General features: G+C 59.2%; 22 protein-coding genes. 8 read left to right on the plus strand and 14 right to left on the minus strand.

Annotation, left to right across the window (positions count from 1 at the left end; all coding sequences use genetic code 11):
* The first annotated feature begins 55 nt into the window (after window positions 1-55).
* Window positions 56-1,348 (plus strand): alanine racemase, encoded by a 1,293-nt coding sequence (locus SWE17_RS03465; protein ID WP_322991925.1) that lies wholly within the window; start codon window positions 56-58, stop codon window positions 1,346-1,348.
* A gap of 67 nt (window positions 1,349-1,415) precedes the next feature.
* Here SWE17_RS03465 and denD read toward each other — a convergent pair whose 3' ends face one another.
* Both denD and SWE17_RS03475 read right to left on the minus strand, forming a co-directional pair.
* The gene (gene denD / locus SWE17_RS03470) at window positions 1,416-2,420 is read right to left on the minus strand and encodes a D-erythronate dehydrogenase (RefSeq protein WP_322991741.1); all 1,005 of its coding nucleotides are present in this window, start codon (window positions 2,418-2,420) and stop codon (window positions 1,416-1,418) included.
* 15 nt (window positions 2,421-2,435) lie between these two features.
* On the minus strand, window positions 2,436-4,184 hold the full coding sequence (locus tag SWE17_RS03475) for an IlvD/Edd family dehydratase (RefSeq protein ID WP_322991742.1): 1,749 nt from the start codon (window positions 4,182-4,184) through the stop codon (window positions 2,436-2,438).
* 194 nt (window positions 4,185-4,378) lie between these two features.
* Here SWE17_RS03475 and SWE17_RS03480 point away from each other — a divergent pair, with 194 nt between their 5' ends.
* From SWE17_RS03480 to SWE17_RS03500, 5 genes are all read left to right on the plus strand, one after another.
* Window positions 4,379-5,200 (plus strand): FadR/GntR family transcriptional regulator, encoded by an 822-nt coding sequence (locus tag SWE17_RS03480; protein WP_322991743.1) that lies wholly within the window; start codon window positions 4,379-4,381, stop codon window positions 5,198-5,200.
* The gene (locus SWE17_RS03485) at window positions 5,184-5,765 is read left to right on the plus strand and encodes a TRAP transporter small permease (RefSeq protein ID WP_322991744.1); all 582 of its coding nucleotides are present in this window, start codon (window positions 5,184-5,186) and stop codon (window positions 5,763-5,765) included. Before SWE17_RS03480 ends, SWE17_RS03485 begins: the two co-directional genes overlap by 17 nt.
* Entirely contained in the window at window positions 5,762-7,060 is a 1,299-nt protein-coding gene (locus SWE17_RS03490) for a TRAP transporter large permease subunit (protein ID WP_322991745.1), read from the plus strand. The genes SWE17_RS03485 and SWE17_RS03490 overlap by 4 nt, the downstream gene beginning before the upstream one ends.
* A gap of 37 nt (window positions 7,061-7,097) precedes the next feature.
* Entirely contained in the window at window positions 7,098-8,105 is a 1,008-nt protein-coding gene (locus tag SWE17_RS03495) for a TRAP transporter substrate-binding protein (RefSeq protein ID WP_322991746.1), read from the plus strand.
* 87 nt (window positions 8,106-8,192) lie between these two features.
* Window positions 8,193-9,386, plus strand: a complete 1,194-nt coding sequence (locus SWE17_RS03500) for a mandelate racemase/muconate lactonizing enzyme family protein (protein ID WP_322991747.1) — start codon at window positions 8,193-8,195, stop codon at window positions 9,384-9,386.
* A 24-nt stretch (window positions 9,387-9,410) separates the two neighbouring features.
* On the opposite strand, the gene gndA is transcribed toward SWE17_RS03500, so the two are convergent.
* The 10 genes from gndA to SWE17_RS03550 are packed head-to-tail and all read right to left on the minus strand — an operon-like array spanning window position 9,411 to window position 18,187.
* Window positions 9,411-10,820, minus strand: coding sequence for an NADP-dependent phosphogluconate dehydrogenase (gndA, locus tag SWE17_RS03505; RefSeq protein ID WP_322991748.1), 1,410 nt, complete (start codon window positions 10,818-10,820; stop codon window positions 9,411-9,413).
* A gap of 9 nt (window positions 10,821-10,829) precedes the next feature.
* Window positions 10,830-11,579, minus strand: coding sequence for an SDR family oxidoreductase (locus SWE17_RS03510; RefSeq protein ID WP_322991749.1), 750 nt, complete (start codon window positions 11,577-11,579; stop codon window positions 10,830-10,832).
* A 39-nt stretch (window positions 11,580-11,618) separates the two neighbouring features.
* Entirely contained in the window at window positions 11,619-12,659 is a 1,041-nt protein-coding gene (locus SWE17_RS03515; protein WP_322991750.1) for an L-idonate 5-dehydrogenase, read from the minus strand.
* A 20-nt stretch (window positions 12,660-12,679) separates the two neighbouring features.
* On the minus strand, window positions 12,680-13,462 hold the full coding sequence (locus SWE17_RS03520; RefSeq protein ID WP_416234957.1) for an SDR family oxidoreductase: 783 nt from the start codon (window positions 13,460-13,462) through the stop codon (window positions 12,680-12,682).
* Window positions 13,444-14,727 carry a TRAP transporter large permease subunit gene (locus SWE17_RS03525; RefSeq protein WP_322991752.1) on the minus strand — a complete coding sequence of 428 codons (1,284 nt, stop codon included), beginning with the start codon at window positions 14,725-14,727 and terminating at the stop codon, window positions 13,444-13,446. The genes SWE17_RS03520 and SWE17_RS03525 overlap by 19 nt, the downstream gene beginning before the upstream one ends.
* On the minus strand, window positions 14,724-15,263 hold the full coding sequence (locus tag SWE17_RS03530) for a TRAP transporter small permease (RefSeq protein ID WP_322991753.1): 540 nt from the start codon (window positions 15,261-15,263) through the stop codon (window positions 14,724-14,726). The genes SWE17_RS03525 and SWE17_RS03530 overlap by 4 nt, the downstream gene beginning before the upstream one ends.
* Before the next feature lie 53 nt (window positions 15,264-15,316).
* On the minus strand, window positions 15,317-16,291 hold the full coding sequence (locus SWE17_RS03535; RefSeq protein WP_322991754.1) for a TRAP transporter substrate-binding protein: 975 nt from the start codon (window positions 16,289-16,291) through the stop codon (window positions 15,317-15,319).
* 38 nt (window positions 16,292-16,329) lie between these two features.
* Window positions 16,330-16,668 (minus strand): hypothetical protein, encoded by a 339-nt coding sequence (locus tag SWE17_RS03540; RefSeq protein ID WP_322991755.1) that lies wholly within the window; start codon window positions 16,666-16,668, stop codon window positions 16,330-16,332.
* Between the two features lie 18 nt (window positions 16,669-16,686).
* A complete protein-coding gene (locus tag SWE17_RS03545; protein ID WP_322991756.1) occupies window positions 16,687-17,211 on the minus strand; it encodes a gluconokinase in 525 nt (174 codons plus the stop codon).
* Between the two features lie 4 nt (window positions 17,212-17,215).
* Window positions 17,216-18,187, minus strand: coding sequence for a 2-hydroxyacid dehydrogenase (locus SWE17_RS03550; RefSeq protein WP_322991757.1), 972 nt, complete (start codon window positions 18,185-18,187; stop codon window positions 17,216-17,218).
* A 195-nt stretch (window positions 18,188-18,382) separates the two neighbouring features.
* On the opposite strand from SWE17_RS03550, the gene SWE17_RS03555 reads away from it, so the two are divergent.
* Complete coding sequence (locus SWE17_RS03555; RefSeq protein ID WP_322991758.1) at window positions 18,383-19,438, plus strand: LacI family DNA-binding transcriptional regulator; 1,056 nt, start codon at window positions 18,383-18,385, stop codon at window positions 19,436-19,438.
* 39 nt (window positions 19,439-19,477) lie between these two features.
* On the opposite strand, the gene SWE17_RS03560 is transcribed toward SWE17_RS03555, so the two are convergent.
* Window positions 19,478-20,470: a 2-hydroxyacid dehydrogenase gene (locus SWE17_RS03560; RefSeq protein ID WP_322991759.1), complete on the minus strand. Its 993-nt coding sequence runs from the start codon at window positions 20,468-20,470 to the stop codon at window positions 19,478-19,480.
* Between the two features lie 145 nt (window positions 20,471-20,615).
* Between SWE17_RS03560 and SWE17_RS03565 the strand changes: the two genes are divergently transcribed.
* Window positions 20,616-20,999 carry a hypothetical protein gene (locus SWE17_RS03565; RefSeq protein WP_322991760.1) on the plus strand — a complete coding sequence of 128 codons (384 nt, stop codon included), beginning with the start codon at window positions 20,616-20,618 and terminating at the stop codon, window positions 20,997-20,999.
* A gap of 61 nt (window positions 21,000-21,060) precedes the next feature.
* Here the strand turns inward: SWE17_RS03565 and SWE17_RS03570 are convergent, their stop codons facing one another.
* Window positions 21,061-22,908: a DEAD/DEAH box helicase gene (locus SWE17_RS03570; RefSeq protein WP_322991761.1), complete on the minus strand. Its 1,848-nt coding sequence runs from the start codon at window positions 22,906-22,908 to the stop codon at window positions 21,061-21,063.
* Window positions 22,909-23,106: the final 198 nt, after the last annotated feature.

Consider the following 23,106-nt stretch of genomic DNA (forward strand, 5'->3'; position numbering starts at 1 on the left):
GAATCATCGCCAAAGGTGAACCGCCATCGGCGACCTGTTGGAGACAAACCAGATGATGAACAACAGCATCAGCAGTGATTTTGTACTGAACGCGAGTTGCAAGGGTTACCCCCTGACCGCCGAGCCCTGCGCCGTGTCCGAGCTGGGCCAGCGCGGCTGGCACTTGCTGGAGGACGCATTGGCTTACCCGGTGGCTGTGCTGCGCCGCCCGGCGCTCGCGCACAACCTGGCCTGGATGCAGGCATTTGTGCAGCGCAAAGGCGTGGCCTTGGCCCCGCACGGTAAGACCACGATGTCGCCCGAGTTGTTTCGGATGCAGATGCAAGCCGGGGCCTGGGGCCTGACTTTTGCCAATGTGCACCAGTTGCGTGTGGGCCTGGCCGCAGGCGCACAACGCGCCATCATCGCCAACCAGTTGGTGTCGGACGCCGACCTGGATGGTTTGGACTTGTTGTTGAACCAGCACCCACAAGCGCGTGTCTGGTTTTTGGTCGATTCTCTGGCGCAGTTGAGAACCTTGGCCGACTGGGGCGCAAGGCGCGGTCAGCCGCGTTGCTGGGATGTGCTGTTGGAGTTGGGCATCGCGGGCTACCGCACAGGCTGTCGCACCCACGAACAGGCCCTGGCTTTGGCTCAGGCCATGGCCGAGTCGGGTGTGGTTCGACTGGGCGGGGTGGAGTGCTACGAGGGAGGGCTGGGCCAATGCGACAGTGCCCATGACATCGAGGCCGTGAGTGCGCTGGTGCGCAGCGTGCAGGCGCTGGTGCATCAAATCGATGAACAGCACCTGTGGGGCGGTGATGAGGTTTTGTTGTCGGCAGGCGGCTCGGCGGTGTTTGATTTGGTAATCCCCATGCTCAAGACGCAGATCAAAAGCCGCCCGGTGCAAGGCGTCTTGCGCTCGGGCTGTTATGTCACGCACGACCACTGGAACTACGCCCGCTACCTCAAGCTGGTGGAGGCGCGTGAGGGCTTGAGTGCGTCGCTGTTGCCCGCGCTGGAAGTCTGGGCCAAGGTGCAGTCGGTGCCCGAGCCGGGGCTGGCGATTTTGAGTGCGGGTCGGCGCGATTTGTCGTTTGACCAGTGTATGCCCATGCCGGTGCGCTGGGCAGCCCGTGGGCAAAGCGGTGAAAGCGCCATGCAGGCCACGCCCGAGTCGTGGAAAGTCAAAGCGCTCAGCGACCAGCACGCCCACATGGTGTTTGATGCCCAAGGCGTCTGGCCGCAAGTGGGTGACCGCGTGGCCCTGGGTATTTCTCACCCCTGCACCACTTTCGACAAATGGCGCTGGATGGCGATCATCGAAGACGATGGACGCATCAGCGGGGCGATCAGCACGCATTTTTGAATGTTGAACCCGTGAGCCACAAAAAAAGGCCGCCACGCTTGACGAGCGTGGCGGCCTTTTAGAAAGCTCACTTCAAACCGTTCAAGGCCTCGGCCGGGTAGCCGGGGCGGGTTTTGCAGTCTTCGATGTACTGCGCAATGATCGCTTCGTAGCTGGCATCGGCACGCAGGCCCAGCGCGTGCGCCCGCTCGAAGGTGCAGCCCTTGGCCCAGTTGTCCACGATGGCGGCGATGCGTTCGTCCTTCTCGAAGGTCACCCGTGCACGCACGGCAGGGCCGGCCACTTTTTCAAGGGCCGCCAGCATGTCGCTGACCTTCACGTTCAGGCCCGGCAGGTTCAGCGCCATGCGGCCACCAAAGGCTTCACGGCTGGCCTCGAACACGGTGATCAAGCCATGCACGGTGTTGCCGGGCGAAGAGATGGGGTGCGACACATGGGCGTCCACCGGGCAGGTGGTGGCGGTGCCCGCCAAAGGCTCACGGATGATGCCGCTGAAGAAAGAGGACGCTGCGCCATTGGGTTTGCCGGGGCGCACGGCCACCGTCATCAGGCGGGCGGCGCGGCCGTCGATGTAGCCCTTGCGGGTGTAGTCGGCCACCATGTACTCGATCATCAGCTTGTGTGTGCCGTAAGACGTTTGGGGCGTGGGCAATGTAGTGTCAGCCACCAAGGCCGGCATGGGGTTGGCCGCGTCAGGGCCGAACACGGCCACCGAGCTGGCAAACACCAGGCGAGACACTTTGCCCGAAGCCCGGATGCTGTCGAGAAGCAATCGCGAGCTGTCCACGTTGGAGCGCAGACCCAAATCAAAGTCCAACTCGCACTCGCCCGACACGGCTGACGCCAAGTGGAACACGCCATCAAAACCGCTTTTGAACAAGTCGCCTTGCTCGAGCATGGGGCCTGCATGGCCCTTGACACGGGGGTCGGCCAGTAAATCAGCGGGGGCGGGGAACAAGTCGGCAATGACCAGTTCGGTCACGCTTTGGCCATTGAGTTGACCGCGCTTCAAAATCTCGCGGGCCAGTCGTGCGCCCAAGAATCCGGCACCGCCGGTGATCAAAACTCGCATGGGTTTCTCCGTGAATCAGTGGTTGTCTTTGGGAACGGCCGCGCCGCGCTGGCCGACCAAAAAGTCCATGTCTGCGCCTTCGTCGGCTTGCAGCACATGGTCTATGTAGAGCTTCCAGTAGCCCGAGTTCATGGCCGGTGCGGGCTTTTCCCACAGGGCCATGCGGCGGGCCAGTTCTTCGTCGCTGATGAGCAGTTGCAGTTTGCGCTCGGGCACATTCAGCTCAATCATGTCGCCGTTTTGCACCACAGCCAGCGGGCCACCGGCGGCGGCTTCAGGTGTCGTGTGTAGCACCACCGTACCGTAGGCTGTGCCGCTCATGCGGGCGTCCGAGATGCGCACCATGTCGGTGATGCCTTTGCGCAGCACTTTGGGTGGCAGCGGCATATTGCCCACTTCGGCCATGCCGGGGTAGCCCTTGGGGCCACAGTTTTTGAGCACCAAAATGCAGTTTTCGTCGACATCCAGGTTCTCGTCGTCGATGCGCTTGTGAAAGTCGGTGCTGTCTTCGAACACGACCGCACGTCCGGTGTGCACCATCAGCGAAGGGGTGGCCGCGCTGGGTTTGATGACCGCGCCACGGGGTGCCAGGTTGCCGCGCAAGATCGCGATGCCGGCCTTTTCTTTGAAAGGGGCTTCGAATGTCTTGATCACGCGAGGGTCGTAATTCACGGCGCCCGCAATGTTCTCGCTCACACTTTTGCCAGTCACAGTGATGATGTCTTTGTGCAGCAGATGCTCGATCTCTTTCATGATGACGGGCAAGCCACCGGCGTAGCAAAAGTCTTCCATCAGGTGGTCACCTGAGGGTTGCAAGTTGAGCAAGCAAGGCAGCTCGCTACCCAGGCGCTCGAAATCGTCCACTGTGAGCTTCAGGCCCAAGCGGCCCGCAATCGCGATCAGGTGGATCACGGCATTGGTCGATCCACCAATGGCCGCCAAGGTGCGGATGGCATTTTCAAAGGCTTCACGGGTCAGCACCTTGCTGATGGTCTGGTCGGTGTGAACCATCTCCACGATGCGCCGACCGGCCTCGCGGGCCAACACATTGCGACGACCGTCTACGGCAGGGTAAGTGGCGTTGCCCGGCAGGCCGATGCCCAGGGCTTCGACCATGCTGGCCATGGTGCTTGCGGTGCCCATGGTCATGCAGTGACCGTGGCTGCGGTGCATGCAGCTCTCGGCTTCAAAGAAGTCCTGCAACTTGAGCGTGCCCGCACGCACTTGTTCGCTCATGCTCCAGACGCCTGTGCCCGAGCCCAACTCTTGTCCGCGCCATTTGCCGTTCAGCATGGGGCCGCCCGACACACCGATGGTGGGCAGGCCCACGCTGGACGCACCCATCAGCAAGGATGGCGTGGTTTTGTCGCAGCCCATGAGCAGCACCACACCGTCGATCGGGTTGCCACGGATGCTTTCTTCCACGTCCATGCTGGCCAAGTTGCGGTACAGCATGGCGGTGGGGCGCAGCAAGGTTTCGCCCAAAGACATGACGGGGAATTCGAGCGGGAAGCCACCGGCCTCGTACACGCCGATCTTGACCTGCTCGGCCAAAGTGCGGAAGTGAGAATTGCAGGGCGTGAGTTCGCTGAAAGTGTTGCAAATACCAATGACCGGACGGCCATCGAATTGGTCGTGTGGCACACCTTTGCCCTTGACCCAGCTGCGGTAGGCAAAACCATCTCGGTCTTGACGACCAAACCACTGCTGGCTGCGCAAGTCTTCAGGTTTTTTGCGGGGTGGGCTGCCGTTGTTGTCGCTCATGGGGTGCTTCCAGTGAAGGGTCAAAAATCCAAAGATTTCAAAATACTATCGTATGACGATTAAAAAACAAGTGTGTCATGTAATGCCAGTGACATGCTGGAAAACCCTTGACGCGAAGATGACTGTCCTAGGGTTTTCCAGAGTCGCAAGTGCCCAATCAATCATCATATGATAAGCAATCTGATGACACGACCATGAGTAAAAATTTTCACAGACAAACCCTTGACTTGTTGGGTCACGCCATCTTGTCGGGCCGCTATGCGGTAGGCGCCAGCTTGCCGCCTGAGCCCTTGCTGTGCGAAGAGTTTGGTGTGAGTCGCACGGTGGTGCGTGAGGTCATCAAATCCCTGGTCGCCAAAGGTTTGTTGTTCACGGGTCCGAAGGTGGGTACGCGCGTGCTGCCTGATGCCGACTGGAACTGGTTTGACCCGGATGTGGTGGCTTGGCAAGCCCAGTGCGGTTTGACACCTGAATTTTTGAAAGACTTGCAAGAGCTTCGCCGCGTGGTCGAGCCTGCTGCTGTGCGTTTGGCCGCCGAGCGTGCCACCAGCGAAGACATTGCCCAGATCGAAGCTGCCTACGCCGGTATGAAAAAAGCAGTGGAAGAGGGCGGCGATTACGTCACGCACGACATGCGTTTTCACCAGGGTCTTTTGCAAGCCTCTCACAACCGCATGCTGGTGCAGATGAGCAAAGCTCTGAACGCCCTGCTGCGCACCAGTTTTGAAATTTCCACCCGCATTAAAGACGGACCGAAAAATTCGCTGCCTTTGCACCGTGCGGTGCTCAATGCCGTGATCGCCCGCGAACCGGGCAAGGCCGAACGCGCCATCATGGTCCTGATCGAAGGGGCCAAGGATGACATCGACTTGGTGTTGTCCTCCCGTAAAAAAATACCCATGGTTTCTGGCTCGGCCACACCCATCAAGACCCAAGTCAAAACCAAAATGCTTTCCAAAGCCATGGTCAAAATGAACATTTCAAAATCAGGGGCTGCAGTTGCACAAAATCATTGATCTCTTTTTCAAGCTGCTGGAATTTCTGGTGGTGGCTTGCCTCGTGGCCATGGTGGTCATGGTGTTTGGCAATGTTGTACTGCGCTACGGCTTCAATTCGGGCATCTCCATCTCTGATGAAATGTCGCGTTACTGCTTCATTTGGCTGACCTATCTCGGGGCCATGGTGGCCATGCGAGAAAAAGGACACCTGGGTGTGGATACCCTGGTGCGCCGTTTGTCGCTGGGTGGCAAAAAACTCTGCTTCTTTTTGAGCGAAGTGATGATGCTCGGCTGCAACGTGTTGTTCTTTTGGGGCACTTGGAAGATGCACGATCTTCAGGTCACCAACATTTCGGTGGTGGTGGGCATTTCCATGATCTGGATTTATGGCATTGGCTACGTCACAGCCAGTGTCATGGCACTGATGAACCTCAACCAACTCCGTTTGCTGCTGACCGGACGCTTGAAAGAGGAAGACTTGGTGATGGTGGTGGAGTCTGAGGACACGGTGGTGCTGGACGATTTGACACACAAAGGTGCGCCGAACATGGCCATGGATTCAGAAGTGCGAGGTCGCGCATGACCATCGCTGTTTTTGTGTTCAGCTTGCTCGGAGCCATGGCTCTGGGCATGCCCATTGCCTATGCCTTGCTGGTGTGCGGCCTGAGTTTGATGGCGTACATGGCCAGCAACGGCATGATCAACGCCTTTGACAGCCAAATTCTGGCGCAGCGCTTTGTGGATGGCGCGGACAACTTCCCTTTGCTCGCGGTGCCGTTCTTTTTGTTGGCGGGTGAGTTCATGAATGCGGGTGGCTTGAGCCGCCGCATCGTGAACCTGGCCATGGCCTGGGTCGGGCATTTCAGGGGCGGTTTGGGTTATGTGGCCGTGATGGCGGCGGTCATCATGGCGTCGTTGTCCGGTTCAGCCGTGGCCGATACCGCAGCATTGGCCGCCTTGTTGATCCCGATGATGAAGCGGGCCGGGTACAACGTGGGACGCTCGGCGGGCCTGATCGCCTCGGGCGGCATCATTGCGCCGGTGATTCCACCCTCCATTGGTTTCATCATTTTCGGTGTGGCGGCCAACGTGTCCATCACCAAGTTGTTTTTGGCGGGCATTGTTCCGGGCATTTTGATGGGCGTAGCCATCGGCCTGACTTGGTGGTGGCTGGCCAAGCGCGAGAACGTGCAGCCCGCACCGCGCATGAACTTGTCTGAAAAACTGAAAGCCACGCGTGAAGGCATCTTGGCCTTGGGCCTCCCAGTCTTCATCATCGGCGGCATGAAGTTTGGTGTGTTCACCCCGACAGAAGCGGCAGTCGTGGCTGCGGTCTACAGCTTTGTGGTGGGTGCGTTCATTTACCGTGAATTGCAATGGTCCAAGCTTTATGGCCTGATCTTGACTGCCGGCAAGACCACGGCTGTGATCATGTTCCTGGTGGCTGCGGCCATGGTCAGCGCCTGGCTCATCACTGTGGCCAACATCCCGGCCGAAGTGGCCCGCATGATGGAGCCGTTGATGTTCAACAAGACCTTGCTCATGGTCGTGCTCATGCTCTTGGTGGTGGTGGTGGGCACAGCGCTCGACTTCACGCCCACGGTGTTGATCTTGACGCCGGTCCTGATGCCCTTGGTCATCAAGGCGGGTATTGACCCGGTCTACTTTGGCGTGTTGTTTATCATGAACAATGCGATTGGCCTGATCACACCGCCTGTAGGAACCGTGCTCAACGTGGTCTGCGGTGTGGCCAAGATCAACATGGACACCGCTTTCAAAGGTGTCCTGCCATTCTTGTGGGCGCAGCTTGCAGTGCTGGCCTTGTTGGTTGCTTTCCCTGCCATCGTCATCGAGCCGATGAAATGGATGCTGAGATGATTTTTTTAACCCAGTGTGTTTTTTTAAGGAGACAGTCATGTTGAAACGCAGAAATTTGGTGACCCTGATCGCGGGCACATTCTTGGTGGCTTCGAGCGCGATGGCGCAGTTTGCCGACCGCAACATCAAGTTCACCAACGGCGTGAACGAAGACCATCCGGTGGGCGTTGGCGTCAAGAAAATGCAGGAAGTCTTGAACGCCAAGACAGGCGGAAAAATGAAAATCACCGCCTTCTGGGGCGGTGCCGCGGGCGGCGACTTGCCAGCTACTCAAGCTTTGCGTGCTGGCACCCAAGAGATGGTCTGCACCTCCAGCTCGCCGCTGGTGGGCATCATCAAAGAGTTGGGTGTGTTTGATCTGCCCTTCTTGTTTGCCAACGAGAAAGAAGCCGATGCCGTGCTGGATGGTGCAGCGGGCAAATACTTCAATGCCAAGCTCGAGGCTGCTGGCTTGGTGAACTTGGCCTATTGGGAAAACGGTTTCCGCAACCTGACCAACAGCAAGCGCCCTGTGACCAAGCTGGAAGATTTTGATGGCGTGAAAGTTCGCGTGATGCAGAACAACATCTTCTTGGACACCTTCAAGACTTTGGGCACCAACGCTGTGCCCATGGCCTTTGGCGAAGTGTTCACCGCTTTGGAAACCAAAACCATTGACGGCCAGGAAAACCCCTTTGTGACCATTGAGACCTCCAAGTTCAATGAAGTGCAAAAGTACCTGAGCGTGACGCGCCACGCTTACACACCTTTCCTGGTGCTGTACAGCAAGAAATTGTGGGACCAACTCAACCCACAAGAGCAAGCCGTTCTGCGTGAAGCTGCCATTGAAGGCCAAAAAGTGCAACGCGCTGCCAACCGTGCTTTGAACGAGAAATCTCTGGCCAGCCTGAAAACCAAGGGCATGCAGATCAACGAGGTGAGCGCTGCCGAGCAAAACCGCATCCGTGCCAAAGTCGCTTCGGTGTACGACAAGCACAAGGACTCGATCGGTGCGGACGCCATCAAGGTTGTCCAAGACGAGTTGAAGAAGTCACGCGGCGGTTGATCCCCCTCGCTCAGCCTTTTTGCTGAACCTGCGAGCTCCACAGCCACAAGCTGTGGGGCTTTTTTACCGACTGAAATGGGTGCTGACATGAAAATCACGCAACTTGAAACCATCCGCTTGGGCGAATTTCCCAACATCATTTGGGTGCGATTGCACACCGACGAGGGCCTGGTGGGTTTGGGTGAAACCTTCATGGGCGCGCAAGCGGTTGAGGCGTATCTGCACGAATGGGTGGCCCCAAAACTGGTGGGGCAAGACCCCTTGGCCATCGAGTCACGCCTGCGCGACATCACTGGCTATTTGGGCTGGCGTGGGTCCGGTGTTGAAACGCGTGGTAACTCGGCCGTTGACATTGCGCTCTGGGACATTTTTGGCAAGGCCGCTGGCATGCCGGTCTATACCGCTCTGGGCGGCAAGAGCCGTGACGAAATCCGCGTCTACAACACCTGCGCGGGCTACCAATACATCCGCAGCAACGTGAACCAGACCAGCAGCAACTGGGGTTTGGGCAACAACGCCGGGCCTTACGAAGACCTGCAGGGCTTTTTGCACCGCGCCGACGAGGTGGCCGAGTCACTGCTGAGTGAGGGCATCACTGGCATGAAGATCTGGCCCTTTGATGTGGCCGCTGAAAAGTCGCACGGCCAGTACATCAGCCCGCAAGACCTGAACACGGCGCTCGAGCCTTTCCGCAAGATCCGAAATGCGGTGGGTGACAAGATGGACATCATGGTGGAGTTCCACAGTCTGTGGCGCTTGCCCATGGCACAAAAGATTTCTCGCGCCTTGCAAGAGTTCGATACCTTTTGGCATGAAGACGCGATCCGGATGGACAGTTTGGATCTGCTCAAGCAATACGCCGTGGACTGCAAGGCGCTGATTTGTGCGAGCGAAACGCTCAGCTACAAATGGGGCTTCAAAGATTATTTGCAAACCGGTGTGGGCGGGGTGGCCATGCTCGACTTGAGCTGGTGCGGGGGCCTGACAGAAGCGCGCAAAATCGCGGCCATGGCGGATGCCTGGCAGCTGCCTGTGGCCCCTCACGACTGCACTGGTCCCGTGGTGTGGGCAGCTTCCACCCATTTGTCATTGCACGCACCCAACGCCTTGATCCAAGAGAGCGTTCGTGCATTCTACAGTGGCTGGTACAAAGAGTTGGTCACCGAGTTGCCTCAGGTGAAGAACGGCATGATCAGTCTGAACGACAAACCGGGCTTGGGTCTTGAGTTGCTGCCCGATTTGCACAAGCGGGCCGATGCGGTTGTACGGGTGAGTGTGTAGGAGCCTCGTCGCTGGGCGATCAACTCAACCGTTCCAGCGGGTGTGGAACTTGCCAGGACGGTCAATCCGCTGGTAGGTATGGGCCCCAAAATAGTCACGCTGCGCCTGCAGCAAATTCGCTGGTAAACGTGCTGAACGGTAGGCATCGTAATACGCCAGCGCACTCATGAACGAAGGTATAGCCACACCGTGCAAGGCGCCCATGGCCACCACTTCACGCAGGTCTTGCTGGCAGCGGGTCATCACCGCTGCAAAGTGCGGGTCCATCAAGAGGTTGTCCAAATCGGGCGAGCGCTCATAGCTGGCACGAATGTCCTCCAGCAGATGTGCACGGATGATGCAACCCGCACGCCAAACCGAAGCCACGGTGCCCATGGGCAGTTGCCATTGGTTCTCGCGGTCAGCCGCTTTGAGCAGACTGAAGCCTTGGGCGTAGGCGCAAATTTTGGAGGCCAGCAGTGCATTTTTAATTTGGGCCAGTACCGCATCGCGTGGAGCTGCAGCCCGAGGGGACGGACCTTGCAATACTTTGGACGCTTTGGCTCGCTCGGCATGCAGGCCACTGATGGTGCGGGCAAAAACGGCATTGGCAATGGTGGGCGCTGTGACCCCCAGATCGAGGGCAATTTGACTGGCCCATTTGCCCGTGCCTTTTTGTTCTGCCGTGTCCAAAATCAGGTCCACCAAAGCGGTTCCTGTTTCCGGGTCTGTGTGCACCAGGATGTCGGCGGTGATGCCGATCAGGTAACTGGCCAACTCGCCTTGGTTCCATTCGTGGAACACGGCGCTCATTTCGGCAGGGCTCATGCCCAGCAAGTTGTGCATCAGCCAATAGGCTTCGCAAATGCTTTGCATGTCGGCGTATTCAATGCCGTTGTGCACCATCTTCACGAAGTGGCCTGAGCCGCCAGGGCCCATCCATTCGCAACAGGCTTGGCCGCCTTCGGTTTTGGCTGCAATGGCTTGCAGCATGGGTTTCAGTCGCGGCCACGCGGCAGCAGATCCACCAGGCATCAGGGCGGGGCCGCGCAAAGCGCCTTCTTCGCCGCCACTGACACCTGCACCGACATAGTGAATGCCAGAGCCGTCCAAGGATTGCATGCGCCTTTGGGTATCGGTGTAGAGCGTATTGCCCCCATCCATCACCACATCACCCGCGCTCAGCAAAGTCCGTAACTCACTCAAGACGGCATCGACGGCAGCCCCTGCGGGCACCATCAACCACACACAACGCGGTGTTTGCAAGCTGGCCACCAATGCCTCGAGTGATGCAGCAGCCTGCGCGCTCAGGCCTTGCGTGCGCTGGCCAAAGCTCTCGCGCTTGGCCGCGTCGAGATCAAAACCACTGACTGAAAAACCGTTGCGTTCCAAATTCAGCGCCAGGTTTTCGCCCATGACGCCAAGGCCCACTAGGCCAATGTCCATCTTCTGCATACGTCCGATTTATCCCCGACCCACAAAAGGCATGTTGGTGGCCATCACGGTGGTGAACAAGATGTTGGCGGACAAGGGCAGGCGGGCCATGGTCAGGAAGGTCTCGACCACAGCCGACATGTCCATGCGCGGTTCGGCCTTGATGCTCAGGTCGGCTTGGTGCACGCCTTTGGCCATTTTCTCGGTCATGTCCGAAGCCACGTTGCCGATGTCGATCTGTCCCACGGCGATGCTGTAGGGGCGACCGTCGAGGGAGGCTGCGCGGGTCAGGCCCGAGATGGCGTGTTTGGTGGCGGTGTAGGCAATCGAGCCAGGGCGAGGCACATGCGCCGAGATCGAGCCATTGTTGATGATGCGGCCGCCTTGCGGGCTTTGCTCTTGCATCAGCTTGAAGGCATACGACAAGGTATAGAACGCGCCGTTCAGGTTGATGTCCACCGCACGTCGCCATTCGTCGCCAGACAGGTCACCGGGCAAGGTGTAGGGCAGGGAAATGCCCGCATTGTTGAAGACCAAATCGAGTCGACCAAAGCGCGAGCGAATTTGCTCAAACAAGGCTTTGACTTCAGGCTCTTTGGACAGGTCGGTAGGGATGGCGTGGGCATGGCCTGAATTGGCACCAGCTTCGGCCACGGCCGAGGCCAGCGCGTCAGCGCGTCGGCCGACCAGAACGACTTGCCAGCCTTCTTTGAGCAAGGCCAGGGCGCAGGCTTTGCCAATGCCAGAGCTGGCACCGGTGACGAGGGCAATTTTCGACATGTTTTGAACTTTCTAAAGAGGCCTTGAAACCCCTGATTCTCAGGCGTTTTGGAAAGAAATCTGTACCTTGAGTGACTGGCTCTTGTCGGCCGCCAAATCAAAGGCTTCGATGGCGCGGTCGAGCGGCAAGACGCTGGTGATCACAGGCTTGCCGTTGACCAGGCCTTCGTTCAAAAAGCGAACCGCGGTGGCAAATTCGGCGTGGAAACGGAAGGTGCCACGCAGATCCACCTCTTTGGCAACCACTTGCGTCATGGGCAGGCTGATGTCGCCGCCCATGCCCACGGTTATCAGCACGCCGCGAGGCACGATGGTGTCGAGGCCCACGCGCAAAGCGGCTTCGCTGCCCGAGGCTTCAAACACCACGTCAAACTGGCCTTTGTCCACTTTGTAGGCGTCCAGCGCTTGGGGTTGGGTCTTGAGGTTGATGGTCTCGTCGGCGCCCATCTCCTTGGCGCACTTCAAAGGCAAGTCGGCGATGTCGGCGGCCACGATGCGGGCCGCACCTGCACGGCGCAAAGCACCAATCAAGAGCGAGCCAATGGGGCCGCAACCGGTCACCAGCACCTGCTTGCCCAGAACGCTGCCCGCACGTTGGATGGCGTGCAAGCCCACGGACAAAGGCTCGGCCAAAGCGGCCTCTGACAGGCACAGGTGGTCGGCGATCGGGTGGGCTTGGTAGCCTTCGATGATGAGTTGCTCGCTGAACCCGCCCTGGATGTGCGGGAAGGGCATGGCGCTGCCGTAAAAACGCATGTTCAAGCAGTGGTTGTGCTGACCCGCTTGGCAAAAGCGGCAGTGGCCGCAGGGGCGAGAAGGGGAGATGGCGATGCGCTGGCCCTTGGGCACGCTGCTCACACCCGCGCCCACGCCATCGACCACGCCCGATATTTCGTGGCCCAAGGCGATGGGCTGCTTGATGCGCACGGTGCCAAAGCCGCCGTGTTGGTAGTAATGCAGGTCCGAGCCGCAAATGCCGCCATAGGCCACATTCACGCGCAGTTGGTTCTCGCCCAATGCGGGCAGCTCGGTGTTTTCGATGCGCAGGTCTTTGGCCGAATGGCAAACAACGGATTTCATGGAATGTCCTTGCAAAAGCTTCAAAGGGTGGCGGTCACGCCGCCGTCGACATAAAGAATATGGCCATTGACGAAACGCGAGGCGTCCGAGGCCAGAAAGACAGCCGCGCCGCCCAGGTCTTGCACATCGCCCCAGCGGCGGCTGGGCGTGCGGCCGACCAGCCAACTGCTGAAGGCCGGGTCGTCGACCAACTTTTGGTTGAGTTCGGTCTTGAAGTAACCCGGGCCAATGCCGTTGACGTTGATGCCAAACTGGCCCCAGTCGATGGCCATGCCTTTGGTGAGCATTTTCACCGCACCTTTGGTCGCGGTGTAGGGCGCAATGCCGGGGCGACCCAGCTCGCTTTGCACCGAGCAGATGTTGATGATCTTGCCCTGCCCACGCGGAATCATTTTTTTGGCCACCGCCTGGCCCACGTAGTACACGCTGTCCAGGTTGGTCTTCATGATGGTGTGCCAGTCGGCGTCTTGGTATTCGTGCAGCGGGCCGCGAATTTGCATGCCCGCGTTGTTGACCAAGATGTCGATGGGCCCCTCGGCTTCGATGCGGTCCACTGCCGCTCGCACGCTTTCGGCATCGGTCACGTCAAATACCGAGGTGCTGACCGACAAGCCTTGCGACTTCAAGCTCTGCGCAGCGGCATCGACTTTGCTGGCGGTGCGCCCGTTCAGGATCACATGGGCCCCGGCTTGTGCCAGCGCCTCGGCCAGCGCCAAACCAATGCCTGCCGAAGAGCCGGTGATCAGGGCGCGGCGGCCCGATAAATTGAAGGAATTCAGAACACTCATCGCATCAACATCCATTTCAGAGGAACCATCACCAGGCTCGGGAAGGCAATGAGGGCACCCATCACCACCACCTGCGAAGCCAGGAAAGGCATGACGCCACGGATGACGTCGTGCATGGGAATGCGGCCCACGCCGCACACCACGTTGAGCACCGTGCCCACGGGCGGGGTGAGCAAACCAATGGCGTTGTTGATGATGAACAACACGCCAAAGTAAACCGGGTCAATGCCGGCCTCGCGCACCAAAGGCATGAGCACGGGCGTGAGGATCAGGACCGTGGGCGCAAAGTCGAGCGCGGTGCCCACAATCATGACCAGCAGCATCAGCATCACCATCAGCAGGGTCTTGTTGTCGATGAAGGGCCGCAAAATTTCGACAATCTGGGCCGGAATGTTGGCCACCGTGATGAGCCAAGCCGACACCAAGGCCGCCGCCACCAAGAACATCACCACCGAAGAGGTTTTCGCCGCAGACAAGATGATGCGGTACAGGTCCTTGACCTTGATTTCGCGGTAGATGAACAGGCCCACGAACAGGGAGTAGACGACCGCCACCACCGCTGCCTCGGTGGGTGTGAAAACGCCCATTTTCATGCCGCCAATGATGGTGATGGCCAGCAGGTAAGACCAAAAGGCGTTGAGGGTGACGGTGATGCGTTTTTTGAACGGCACTTTTTCGGCCACCACTACTTGGTCTTTGCGGGCCACGATCCACCAGGTCATGATCAGGGCAAAACCCATCAAGATACCCGGGAAAATACCCGCCATGAAAAGCTTGGAGATCGATACGCCACCAATCACGCCAAACAAAATGAAACCAATCGAGGGAGGAATCACCGGCGCAATGATGCCGCCCGCAGCAATCAGGCCCGCCGAGCGGTCCATGCGGTAACCCGCATCGCGCATCATGGGCATCAGAACCGCCGCCAAGGCGGCCGTATCGGCCACCGCCGAGCCCGACAAGCTGGCCATGACGATGGCGGCGAAAACCGCCACATAACCCAGGCCGCCACGAAAGTGGCCCACCCAGACCATGGCCGAGTTGACAATTCGCCGGCTCATGCCGCCCGCGTTCATCAACTCACCCGCCAGCATGAAAAAGGGCACGGCCATGAGCGGAAAGTTGTCTGCGCCGTTGATCAGGTTTTGCGACACGATTTGGGTGTCGAAGTTGTCCAGGTGCAGCATCAGCGCCACGCCCGAGACCAACAGCGAAAACGCCAGCGGCATGCCCAGCGCCATGGCGGCGAGCAGCGACACGATAAAAACAAGCACGGTCATTTGGAGGTCCCCTGGGTTTGGGCGATCGCGACCTCTTCAGAGTCTTGAACCTGGATCAAATCGGTTTCCTCGAAGTTGCCTTTGGCCAGCTGCACCAGCTTGCCAATGATCATCAAGCCCATGGCCACGCTGGTGATGTAGCCCACGCCATACACCCAGCTCATCGGGATTTCGGTCACGGCTGAGCGTGTGGTGGCGTTGATGCCGTGTTGCTTTAAGGTGCCGTAAAACATGAGGGTGCAGCAGCCCAGCATCAGCAAGTTGGACAGGGCAAAAGCCACTTTTTTGCCGCGAAGACTGAGCTTGCGCACAATGGAGTCCAGGCCCAGGTGGCCGTTTTCACGCATGGTGACGATGGCACCCAAGAAGGTGATCCAGATGAACAAAAACCGCGACAACTCTTCGGAGCTGATGATGCCGTCGTTGAAACCATAGCGCAGCACCACGTTGCCAAACACCATGATGACCATGGCGGACAACATGATGACCAGCGTGAATTCAGCCAGCTTGAAGAAAAGGTCGTTGATTTTTTTCATGGTGCCATCAAAAAAGCCCCCTCCAAGGAGGGGGCGTGTACTCACTCAAACCATCACTTGGTGTCTTCGATGGCCTTGAGCAATGCTGGGCCGTTCTTCTCACCAAAAGTTTTGGCAATCTCGGCCGACACGATCTTCTGGAACGGGGCCATGTCCACGTTCTCGATCACTTGCATGCCCGACTTCTTCAAGTCAGCCACCACCTTGCCCGCGTTGGACGCGTTCAAGTTGCGTTGGAAGGTGGCCGCTTCGCGTGCGGCATCCACCACCACTTTTTGGTAGTTGGCAGGCAAGCTGTCGAACTTGGCTTTGTTCATGGCCACGACCAGGGGTGAGTAAACGTGGTTACTTACCGTGAGGTGCTTTTGCACTTCGTAAAACTTGGAGGACCAGGTCACGTTGATCGGGTGCTCTTGGGCGTCAAAGGTGCCGGTTTCCAGGGCGGTGTACAGCTCGGCAATCGGCATGGGCGAAGGGTTCATGCCCAACAGTTTGAATGCTTGGATGTGGTACGGGTTAGGCGTGGAGCGGATCTTCAGGCCCTTCAGATCATCAGGCTTGTTGACAGGGCGCTTGTTGTTGGTGAATGCGCGCCAGCCGTTTTCCCAGTAAGCCAGACCTTTGAGGCCGTGAGGAGCCAGTTCGTTCAAAACGCCTGTGCCCACAGCACCGTCGAGCACGGTGTAGGCGTGTTGAGCACTGCGGAACACGAAGGGCAACTCCATGGCGGCCGTGTTGGGCACGATGCCGTTGAAGTTGGAGGCGCCGCTCGAGACGATATCGATCGTGCCGCCGCGTGTGCCGTTGATCATGGCGGCGTCATTGCCCAGCTGGTTGGCAGGGAACACGGTGATTTCCACATCGCCGTTGGTGCGCTGCTTGACCAATTCGGCCAGCTTCATGGCGGCGGCGTGCTGGCCGTCGGTGGCGTTGACGGCGTGGCCCATTTTCAGGTTGAACTTGGCGGCGTAAGCGCTGGAGCCGACGGCGGCCACGAGGCAGGCGAGAAGGATGCGAGAAAGTTTCATGGTTTTGTCTCCTGGTTAAAAAAGGACTGTCGAAAAAATCAATCGGTGGGCAGCGCGTATTCGTCCGCGCTGAAGACGGTGTGAAACACAGTGCCATCGAACATGGCGATCAAATCCTTGGACACTTCGCGACTTTCCAGACGCACGGCCGAGGCCAAAGCGATCTCAATCGACTCGCGGCTGGGGTAGCGCACCGACAGCACCATGCCAAAGTGCGGGTCGCTCACATCACTCTCGACCTGGCGGAGCACGCGCACTTCTTGCGCGCCAGGGAAGCGAGTCCACAGTGGTACCAGTTTTTCACGGATGTAGCGGTTGAACGCCTCCTCCATGCCGGGTTTGACGTTGCCTTGGAAAAATGCACAGCGGATGAACATGAGGGGACTTTCAAAAAATCAGAGGGCAGGGTGCAGGCGGCTGTGCAAGGCATTGAGTGCTTGTTCAACCATGTCCTGCACAGGTTCGGTGATGGGCAAGCGAATCACGTCACTCTCATCGGCCTGGGGTTTTTCAAGGGTGCGGAACTGACTGTCCAACAAGCCGGGTTGCATGTAATGACCCACACGTTGTTGCATGCGCTTCTGAATCAACTCGAACTCACCGTCAAGGAAGACAAAACACACATCACCCGCTTGTTCACGGATGCGGTCGCGGTAAGCGCGCTTGAGCGCCGAACAGGCCACCACGCGTCCTTGCGCATGGGGTTGCGACAAGTAATTGCCGATGCGGTCCAGCCAGGGCCAGCGGTCGTCATCCTGCAAGGCGACACCCGCCCGCATTTTGGCCACGCTCTCAGGCAAATGCAGGTCATCGCCGTCCACCATGTCGAGACCCAGGCGATCGCTCAAGGCGGCAGCCATGGTGGACTTGCCACAACCGGACACGCCCATGACGATCAGACGCAAAGGCTGGTTGTTCATGGTTTCAGGCAGCCGTTCTCTTCACCAAGCCTGAGCACTCAGGCACAGGCGTGAGCAAGGGCTGGCCGGAAATACCGGCTTGCATATTGGCAAAAGCCAGGTCGGCCATGGCTTGGCGCGTTTCGGTGGTGGCGCTGGCCATGTGCGGGGTCAACACCACGTTGCGCAGGCTCCACAGCGCCTCGGGCACATGGGGCTCGTTGGCGAACACATCGAGGCCTGCGCCAGCGATGGTGCCGTTTTGCAGGGCGGTGATCAGGGCTTCTTCATCGACCACGCTGCCCCGCGCCACGTTGATCAAAAAGCCGCGTGGTCCGAGTGCCTTCAAGACTTCGGCGTTGATCAGGTGCTTGGTGCCTGCGCCGCCGGGGGTGATGGCCACCAAAAAATCCACATGCGCAGCCAGCTCGGCAGCCGAGGGGTAGAACTTGTATCCGGAATCGGCTTTGGCCGTGCGTGCGGTGTAAGCGATCGACATGCCGAAGGCACTGGCCCGTTGGGCGATGGCTTTGCCAATGCGGCCCAAGCCCACAATGCCCAGGCGAGCCCCCGAGACTTTGCGGCCCAAGGCCATGGGGCCGCTGGGCCATTGGCCTGCACGCACAAACTGGTCTGCTTGAGGGATGGCGCGCCCCACCGACAGCACCAGGCCCATGGCCAGATCGGCCACATCGTCGGTCAGCACATCGGGGGTGTGGGTGACAGGGATGCCATGTTCGATGGCGGCTGGAACATCCACACCGTCATAGCCCACGCCAAACACCGCGACCACTTTGGCATTGGGCAGTTGCGAGAGCAGGCTGCGCGGTACGCTGGCCTCACCCGTTCCGGCCACACCCAAGATGCGGGGGGCGAGGGTTGCAAAAGCGGCCGGGTCCGACACATGCGTGCGGTCGTGCACGGTGTACTGAGATTCCAAGGCTTTTTGATAGAAGGGGTGCAGTTTGGCAACAGCCAGCACATCGGGTTTGGACACGTCGGTTTTTCCAGTCAGAAAACTTGTTGGGACAGCGCTGTCCAGGAAATTCAAAAAAACGAAGCAAAAGACCTTGCTTCAAAAGCCGGCATTAGCCAATCCACCTTGGGATTGGTTTTTCAAAATCTTCGCCTCCCCATTTGGGATAGCGCTATCCTATCGACTTCAACGCTCATCTCTCCTACGGATTAACCCTTGTCTTCGCCTCTTTTGCCCACCGTCCGGATTGCCAAAAGCCACCGTGCCACTGGCCGTGTGACGCTGACCGATGTGGCCCAGGCTGCGGGCGTCAGCCCCAGCACTGTGTCGAGGGCATTGCGTGGAGAGCGGGCGGTTGACCCGGCTTTGATCGAACGCGTGCAAGCGGTCTCGGTCAAGCTCGGTTATGTGCCTGACCCTGCAGCGCGGGCTTTGGCGTCGCAGCGCAGCAACCATGTGGCCATTCTGATTCCGCTTTTGTCCAACGCCTTGTTCGTGGACTTGCTCGATGCGGCGCAAAAAACATTGCGTGCCGCGGGTTATCAAACCTTGATGGGTGTGACGCACTACGACGCGAGCGAAGAAGAACAGCTGTTGCGTGAACAACTCTTACACCGCCCCGCAGGTCTGTTGGTCACCGGGCTGGACCACAACGCCGTGACCCGCAAACTCATGGAAAGCAGCCAAGTACCTTGCGTTCACCTGATGGACCTGCCCGCGGCAGATCAGGGGGGGGCACCGTATTGCGTGGGTTTTCGGCAGACCGACGCTGGGGCAGCCATGACGCGGCATTTGTTGCAGACAGGTCGCACACGCATCGCGTTTGCCGGGGCGCAACTCGATCCGCGGGTGATGCAGCGCCTGTACGGCTGGCGCACAGCATTGCAAGAGGCTGGGTTTTACGAGCCTGCGCTGGAATTTTTGAATCCTGCACCCTCATCTTTGGCATTGGGCGGCGTGCTGTTCGAGCAGATCATGCGGCAGCGCCCTGCGGTCGATGCCATCTTCTTTTGCAACGACGATTTGGCGCAAGGGGCTTTGATGGCGGCTTTGCGCATGGGCATATCCGTTCCGTCGCAGGTGGCGATTGCGGGCTTCAACGATCTGACGGGCAGCGACCAGATGTTGCCGCCGCTGACCACCGTGCGAACGCCACGGGCCCAAATCGGGCAAGCTGCAGCCGAGATGCTGCTGACGCTCATGCGCAGCGAAGCCCCTGCCTCGGCCCAAGTGGACTTGGGCTTTGAAATCTTGCAGCGACAAAGCACCTAAGGCGTTTGGGGTAGGTCCTGTGGGAACCCCGCCCTCGGGTCAGATCAAATGACCGTGCAACACATTGACCAAGGCTTCACCTCGGCTCAAGCGCCCAATGTTGTCGGCCAATGTCTCTTGGCGGCGGCGCACTGTGCCTTCTGTCCACCCCGACATGTGGGGCGTCATGAGCACGTTATCGAGTGCGGCAAAGTCGAACTTGGAGGGGGCGCATTCGGTTTGCGTGGGCGTGGGGTACTGGTACCAAGTGTCGATCACGGCGCCGCCAATTTGGCGGCCAGCCAAGGCGTCATAAAGAGCTTGCTCATCGATCACGGCACCGCGACCGACATTCAGCAGCAGGGCGTCAGGCCGCATGGCGGCCAAAGCTGGCGCGTCCACCAAGCCCACGGTGTTGTCCGTGAGGGGCAGACTCACCACCACTGTGTCGGCGCTGGCCATGAAGTCCTTCAAGTTGTCCAAAGTCCAGCTTGGGTCAACTTGTTGATGTTTGATGGGGCTGCGGTTGGCCACATGCACGCGCATGCCAAAGGCTTTGGCGCGATGGGCGATGGTTTGGGCAATGTGGCCAAAACCCAGCAGCCCCAGTGTTTGAGCGCCCATTTCAGTGCGCAGCGCGGCCTGGCGACCGGCCCAAAAGGTCCAGCGTTGTTGGCGCAGGTCTTGGTCTGCTTGTGCCAAAGGGACATGGCGCATCAGCAAAGCGGCCATGACGTATTCCGCGATGGCGTTTTCGTGGCCAAAACAATTGGCCAAAACACACGACGCGGGCAGCAGTGAAGTGTTGACCGCATCGGTGCCAGCAGCGGGTGCATGGAACAGGCGGGCTTTGAGCGGCACAGGCATGCTGTCGTTCAGCTTGATGCCAATCACCACATCCGCCGTTTCGTATTGTTCGCGCTCACCGGGCAGGTCCAGCGCATCGCTCAGGTCTGAGATGGTGTGTTCGGGGCCAATGAGCGCCTCAAAACCCAGGCGGAAATTGGCGGCGTTTTGGCCGTGGAAAACGATCTTCAATGGCTGGACGTTCATGGTGTCTTGTGTCGGGGAATGTGAGGGAATCGGCTGCGAATTGCGTGAAACTATGCCAGAAGCTTCCAAAGCTCAGTACTTCGGGCTCCGTTGCCATGGGCAGTCGGCGACAATCTGCGCTTCTTTATTGCCGAGATCCATGGCCATGACCCAGCTGAAAAAAGTCATTCTCTTCACCGACGTGGATGGCCGTGCTCGTTTTCGCGACGAATTTGTGCCCTTGACCGAAGGCACTCCCCAAAGCCAGCTGTCGGTGCTCATGGCCGCCACTGGATGCCAGTTGCGTCAAAGCCCGGTGGGTTTTCGCAGCAGTTTTCATTGCACCGGTCATCCGCAGTGGTTGTTTGTGCTGGGCGGGCAAATGGAGATTTTTTTGCAAGACGGCAGCTCGCGCATTTTTGGCCCGGGTGAGTTTTTCTATTCTGCCGACACCTTGCCCGAAGGCGCCACGTTTGACGCCGCCGTGCACGGGCACTGGAGCCGACAGGTCGGCCCCGATCCACTGGTGACCCTGTTCGTGCGCGACTGAGATTCGCGCAGGCAAAAAGAGCCCGCATGTGCGGGCTCTTTTCATTCTGCGTCAGTGGGGTTCAGCGACCGAAGCCTCGGCCACCACCGCCACCACCGTTACCGCCACGGTTGCCACCGCCGTATCCACCACCGCCACCGCCGCCGCCATGGCGGCGACCGCCGCTGGCCAAGCTGTCGATGCTGGTGCGGGTCGGGTCAGGTTGGCCGTTGGTGCGCACAGGCTTGCGGTTGGGCAAGTCCAGGCGCGCAAACTGTGTGGTCTTCAAGGGGTCGATGTGGCGTGGCAATTCATCGCCATCGTTGCGGCGGTCTTGACCGCCTTGGCCACCGCCGCGAGGACCGCGGCCCTCTGGGCGTGGACCACGCGGTGCGGGACGGCCTTGACCGTCGCCACGGTTGTCAAAACGCGGATCGCCGCGTTGCTCTTGACCGCGACCACCTTCACGTCGACCGTCGCCTTGGCCTTCAAAGCGGGGTGCACCTTGGCCTTCAAAGCGCGGTGCGCCCTGCGGGCCGTTGCGGCGTGATGGAGGAGGGCCGTTGCGCGATGGACGTGCGGGGCCTTGACCTTCGCCACGGGCTTGGCGTGGGCCTTGACCGCCGCCGCCACCACCGACGGCAACTTTGTTGTCACGGATGCGTTGCATCATGTCCTGGCGTGCGGCTTTGGCAGCTGCAGCCATCACGTCGCGGCTAGGGGGCTTGCCTGCGCCGCCCCACAAAGTCTGGCGACCCATGGCGATCGGCTCGGCCACTTCGCCTGGCTCGGGGCCAAAGCCTTCGAGCAACTGCACTGGAATCTCTTGCTTAGTGAAGCGCTCGATGTCCATCATGAAGCCTTCTTCGTCCAAGCAGACCAAGCTGACGGCTTCGCCGCTGGCGCCCGCACGGCCTGTGCGGCCAATGCGGTGCACGTAGTCTTCCGACACGTTCGGGATTTCAAAGTTCACGACGTGTGGCAAGTCTTCGATGTCGATGCCGCGCGCTGCAATGTCGGTGGCCACCAAAGCGCGAATCTCGCCGCTCTTGAAGCCAGCCAAGGCTTGCGTGCGGGCGGTCTGGCTCTTGTTGCCGTGCAGGGCCATGGCTTTGACGCCGTTTTTGGTCAAGAAGTCTGCCACATTGTTGGCGCCAAACTTGGTGCGGGTGAACACCAGCACTTGGCTCCAGTCGTGCTTTTGGATGATGTGCAGCAACACGTCTTTTTTCTTGCTGCGGCCCACGGGGTGGATCACTTGCGTGATGCGCTGCACCGTGGTGTTGCTGGGCGTGACCTGAATGCTCTGGGGGTTCTTGAGCAAGTTGCCCGCCAATTCGCGGATCTCGTCGCTGAAGGTGGCCGAGAACAGAAGGCTCTGCTTTTCTTTGGGCACCAAGGCCAGCACTTTTTTCACGTCGTGGATGAAGCCCATGTCCAGCATGCGGTCGGCTTCGTCGAGCACCAAAATCTCAATGCTGGACAAGTCCAGGAATCCCTGGCCTTGCAAGTCGAGCAGGCGGCCGGGTGTGGCCACCAGAATGTCCACGCCTTTTTTGATCTTGCTGATTTGCGGGTTCATGCCCACGCCACCAAAAATCACGGTGGAGTCGAGCTTTAGGTACTTGCCGTAGTCGCGCACTGACTCTTCGACCTGAGCGGCCAATTCGCGGGTGGGGGTCAGCACCAAAGCGCGGATGGCTTTGCCGCCAAAACGGTTTTGGCCCGCTTCGCTCAGGCTCAGTTTGTGCAGCAAAGGCAAGGTGAAGGCGGCGGTTTTGCCGGTGCCGGTTTGTGCACCAGCCAGCAAGTCTTGCCCAGCCAGGACGGCGGGAATGGCTTGGGCCTGAATGGGCGTGGGGGTCTCGTAGCCGAGTTCACGCACCGCTTGCATGATGGCCGGAGCCAGGTTCAATTCTTCAAAGTTCATTTTTTCAGAGCGCCATGTCCGGCGCGGGTATCGGCTCATTCAACTGCTGTTGGCAGTTACCAGTGTTGGCCGATAGGTCTTAGGGTGGGCATGGAAACCGCAGGCGCTTGTTTTGAGCATTGCCTGGGTCAGGCCCCAGCAGGAGTGCTGATGTTGCGGCAACTGGAGGCTGCAACGGGTTGGATTGTCGCACAAAGC

This window comes from Limnohabitans sp. (assembly GCF_034680285.1).
GTDB lineage: Bacteria > Pseudomonadota > Gammaproteobacteria > Burkholderiales > Burkholderiaceae_C > Limnohabitans_A.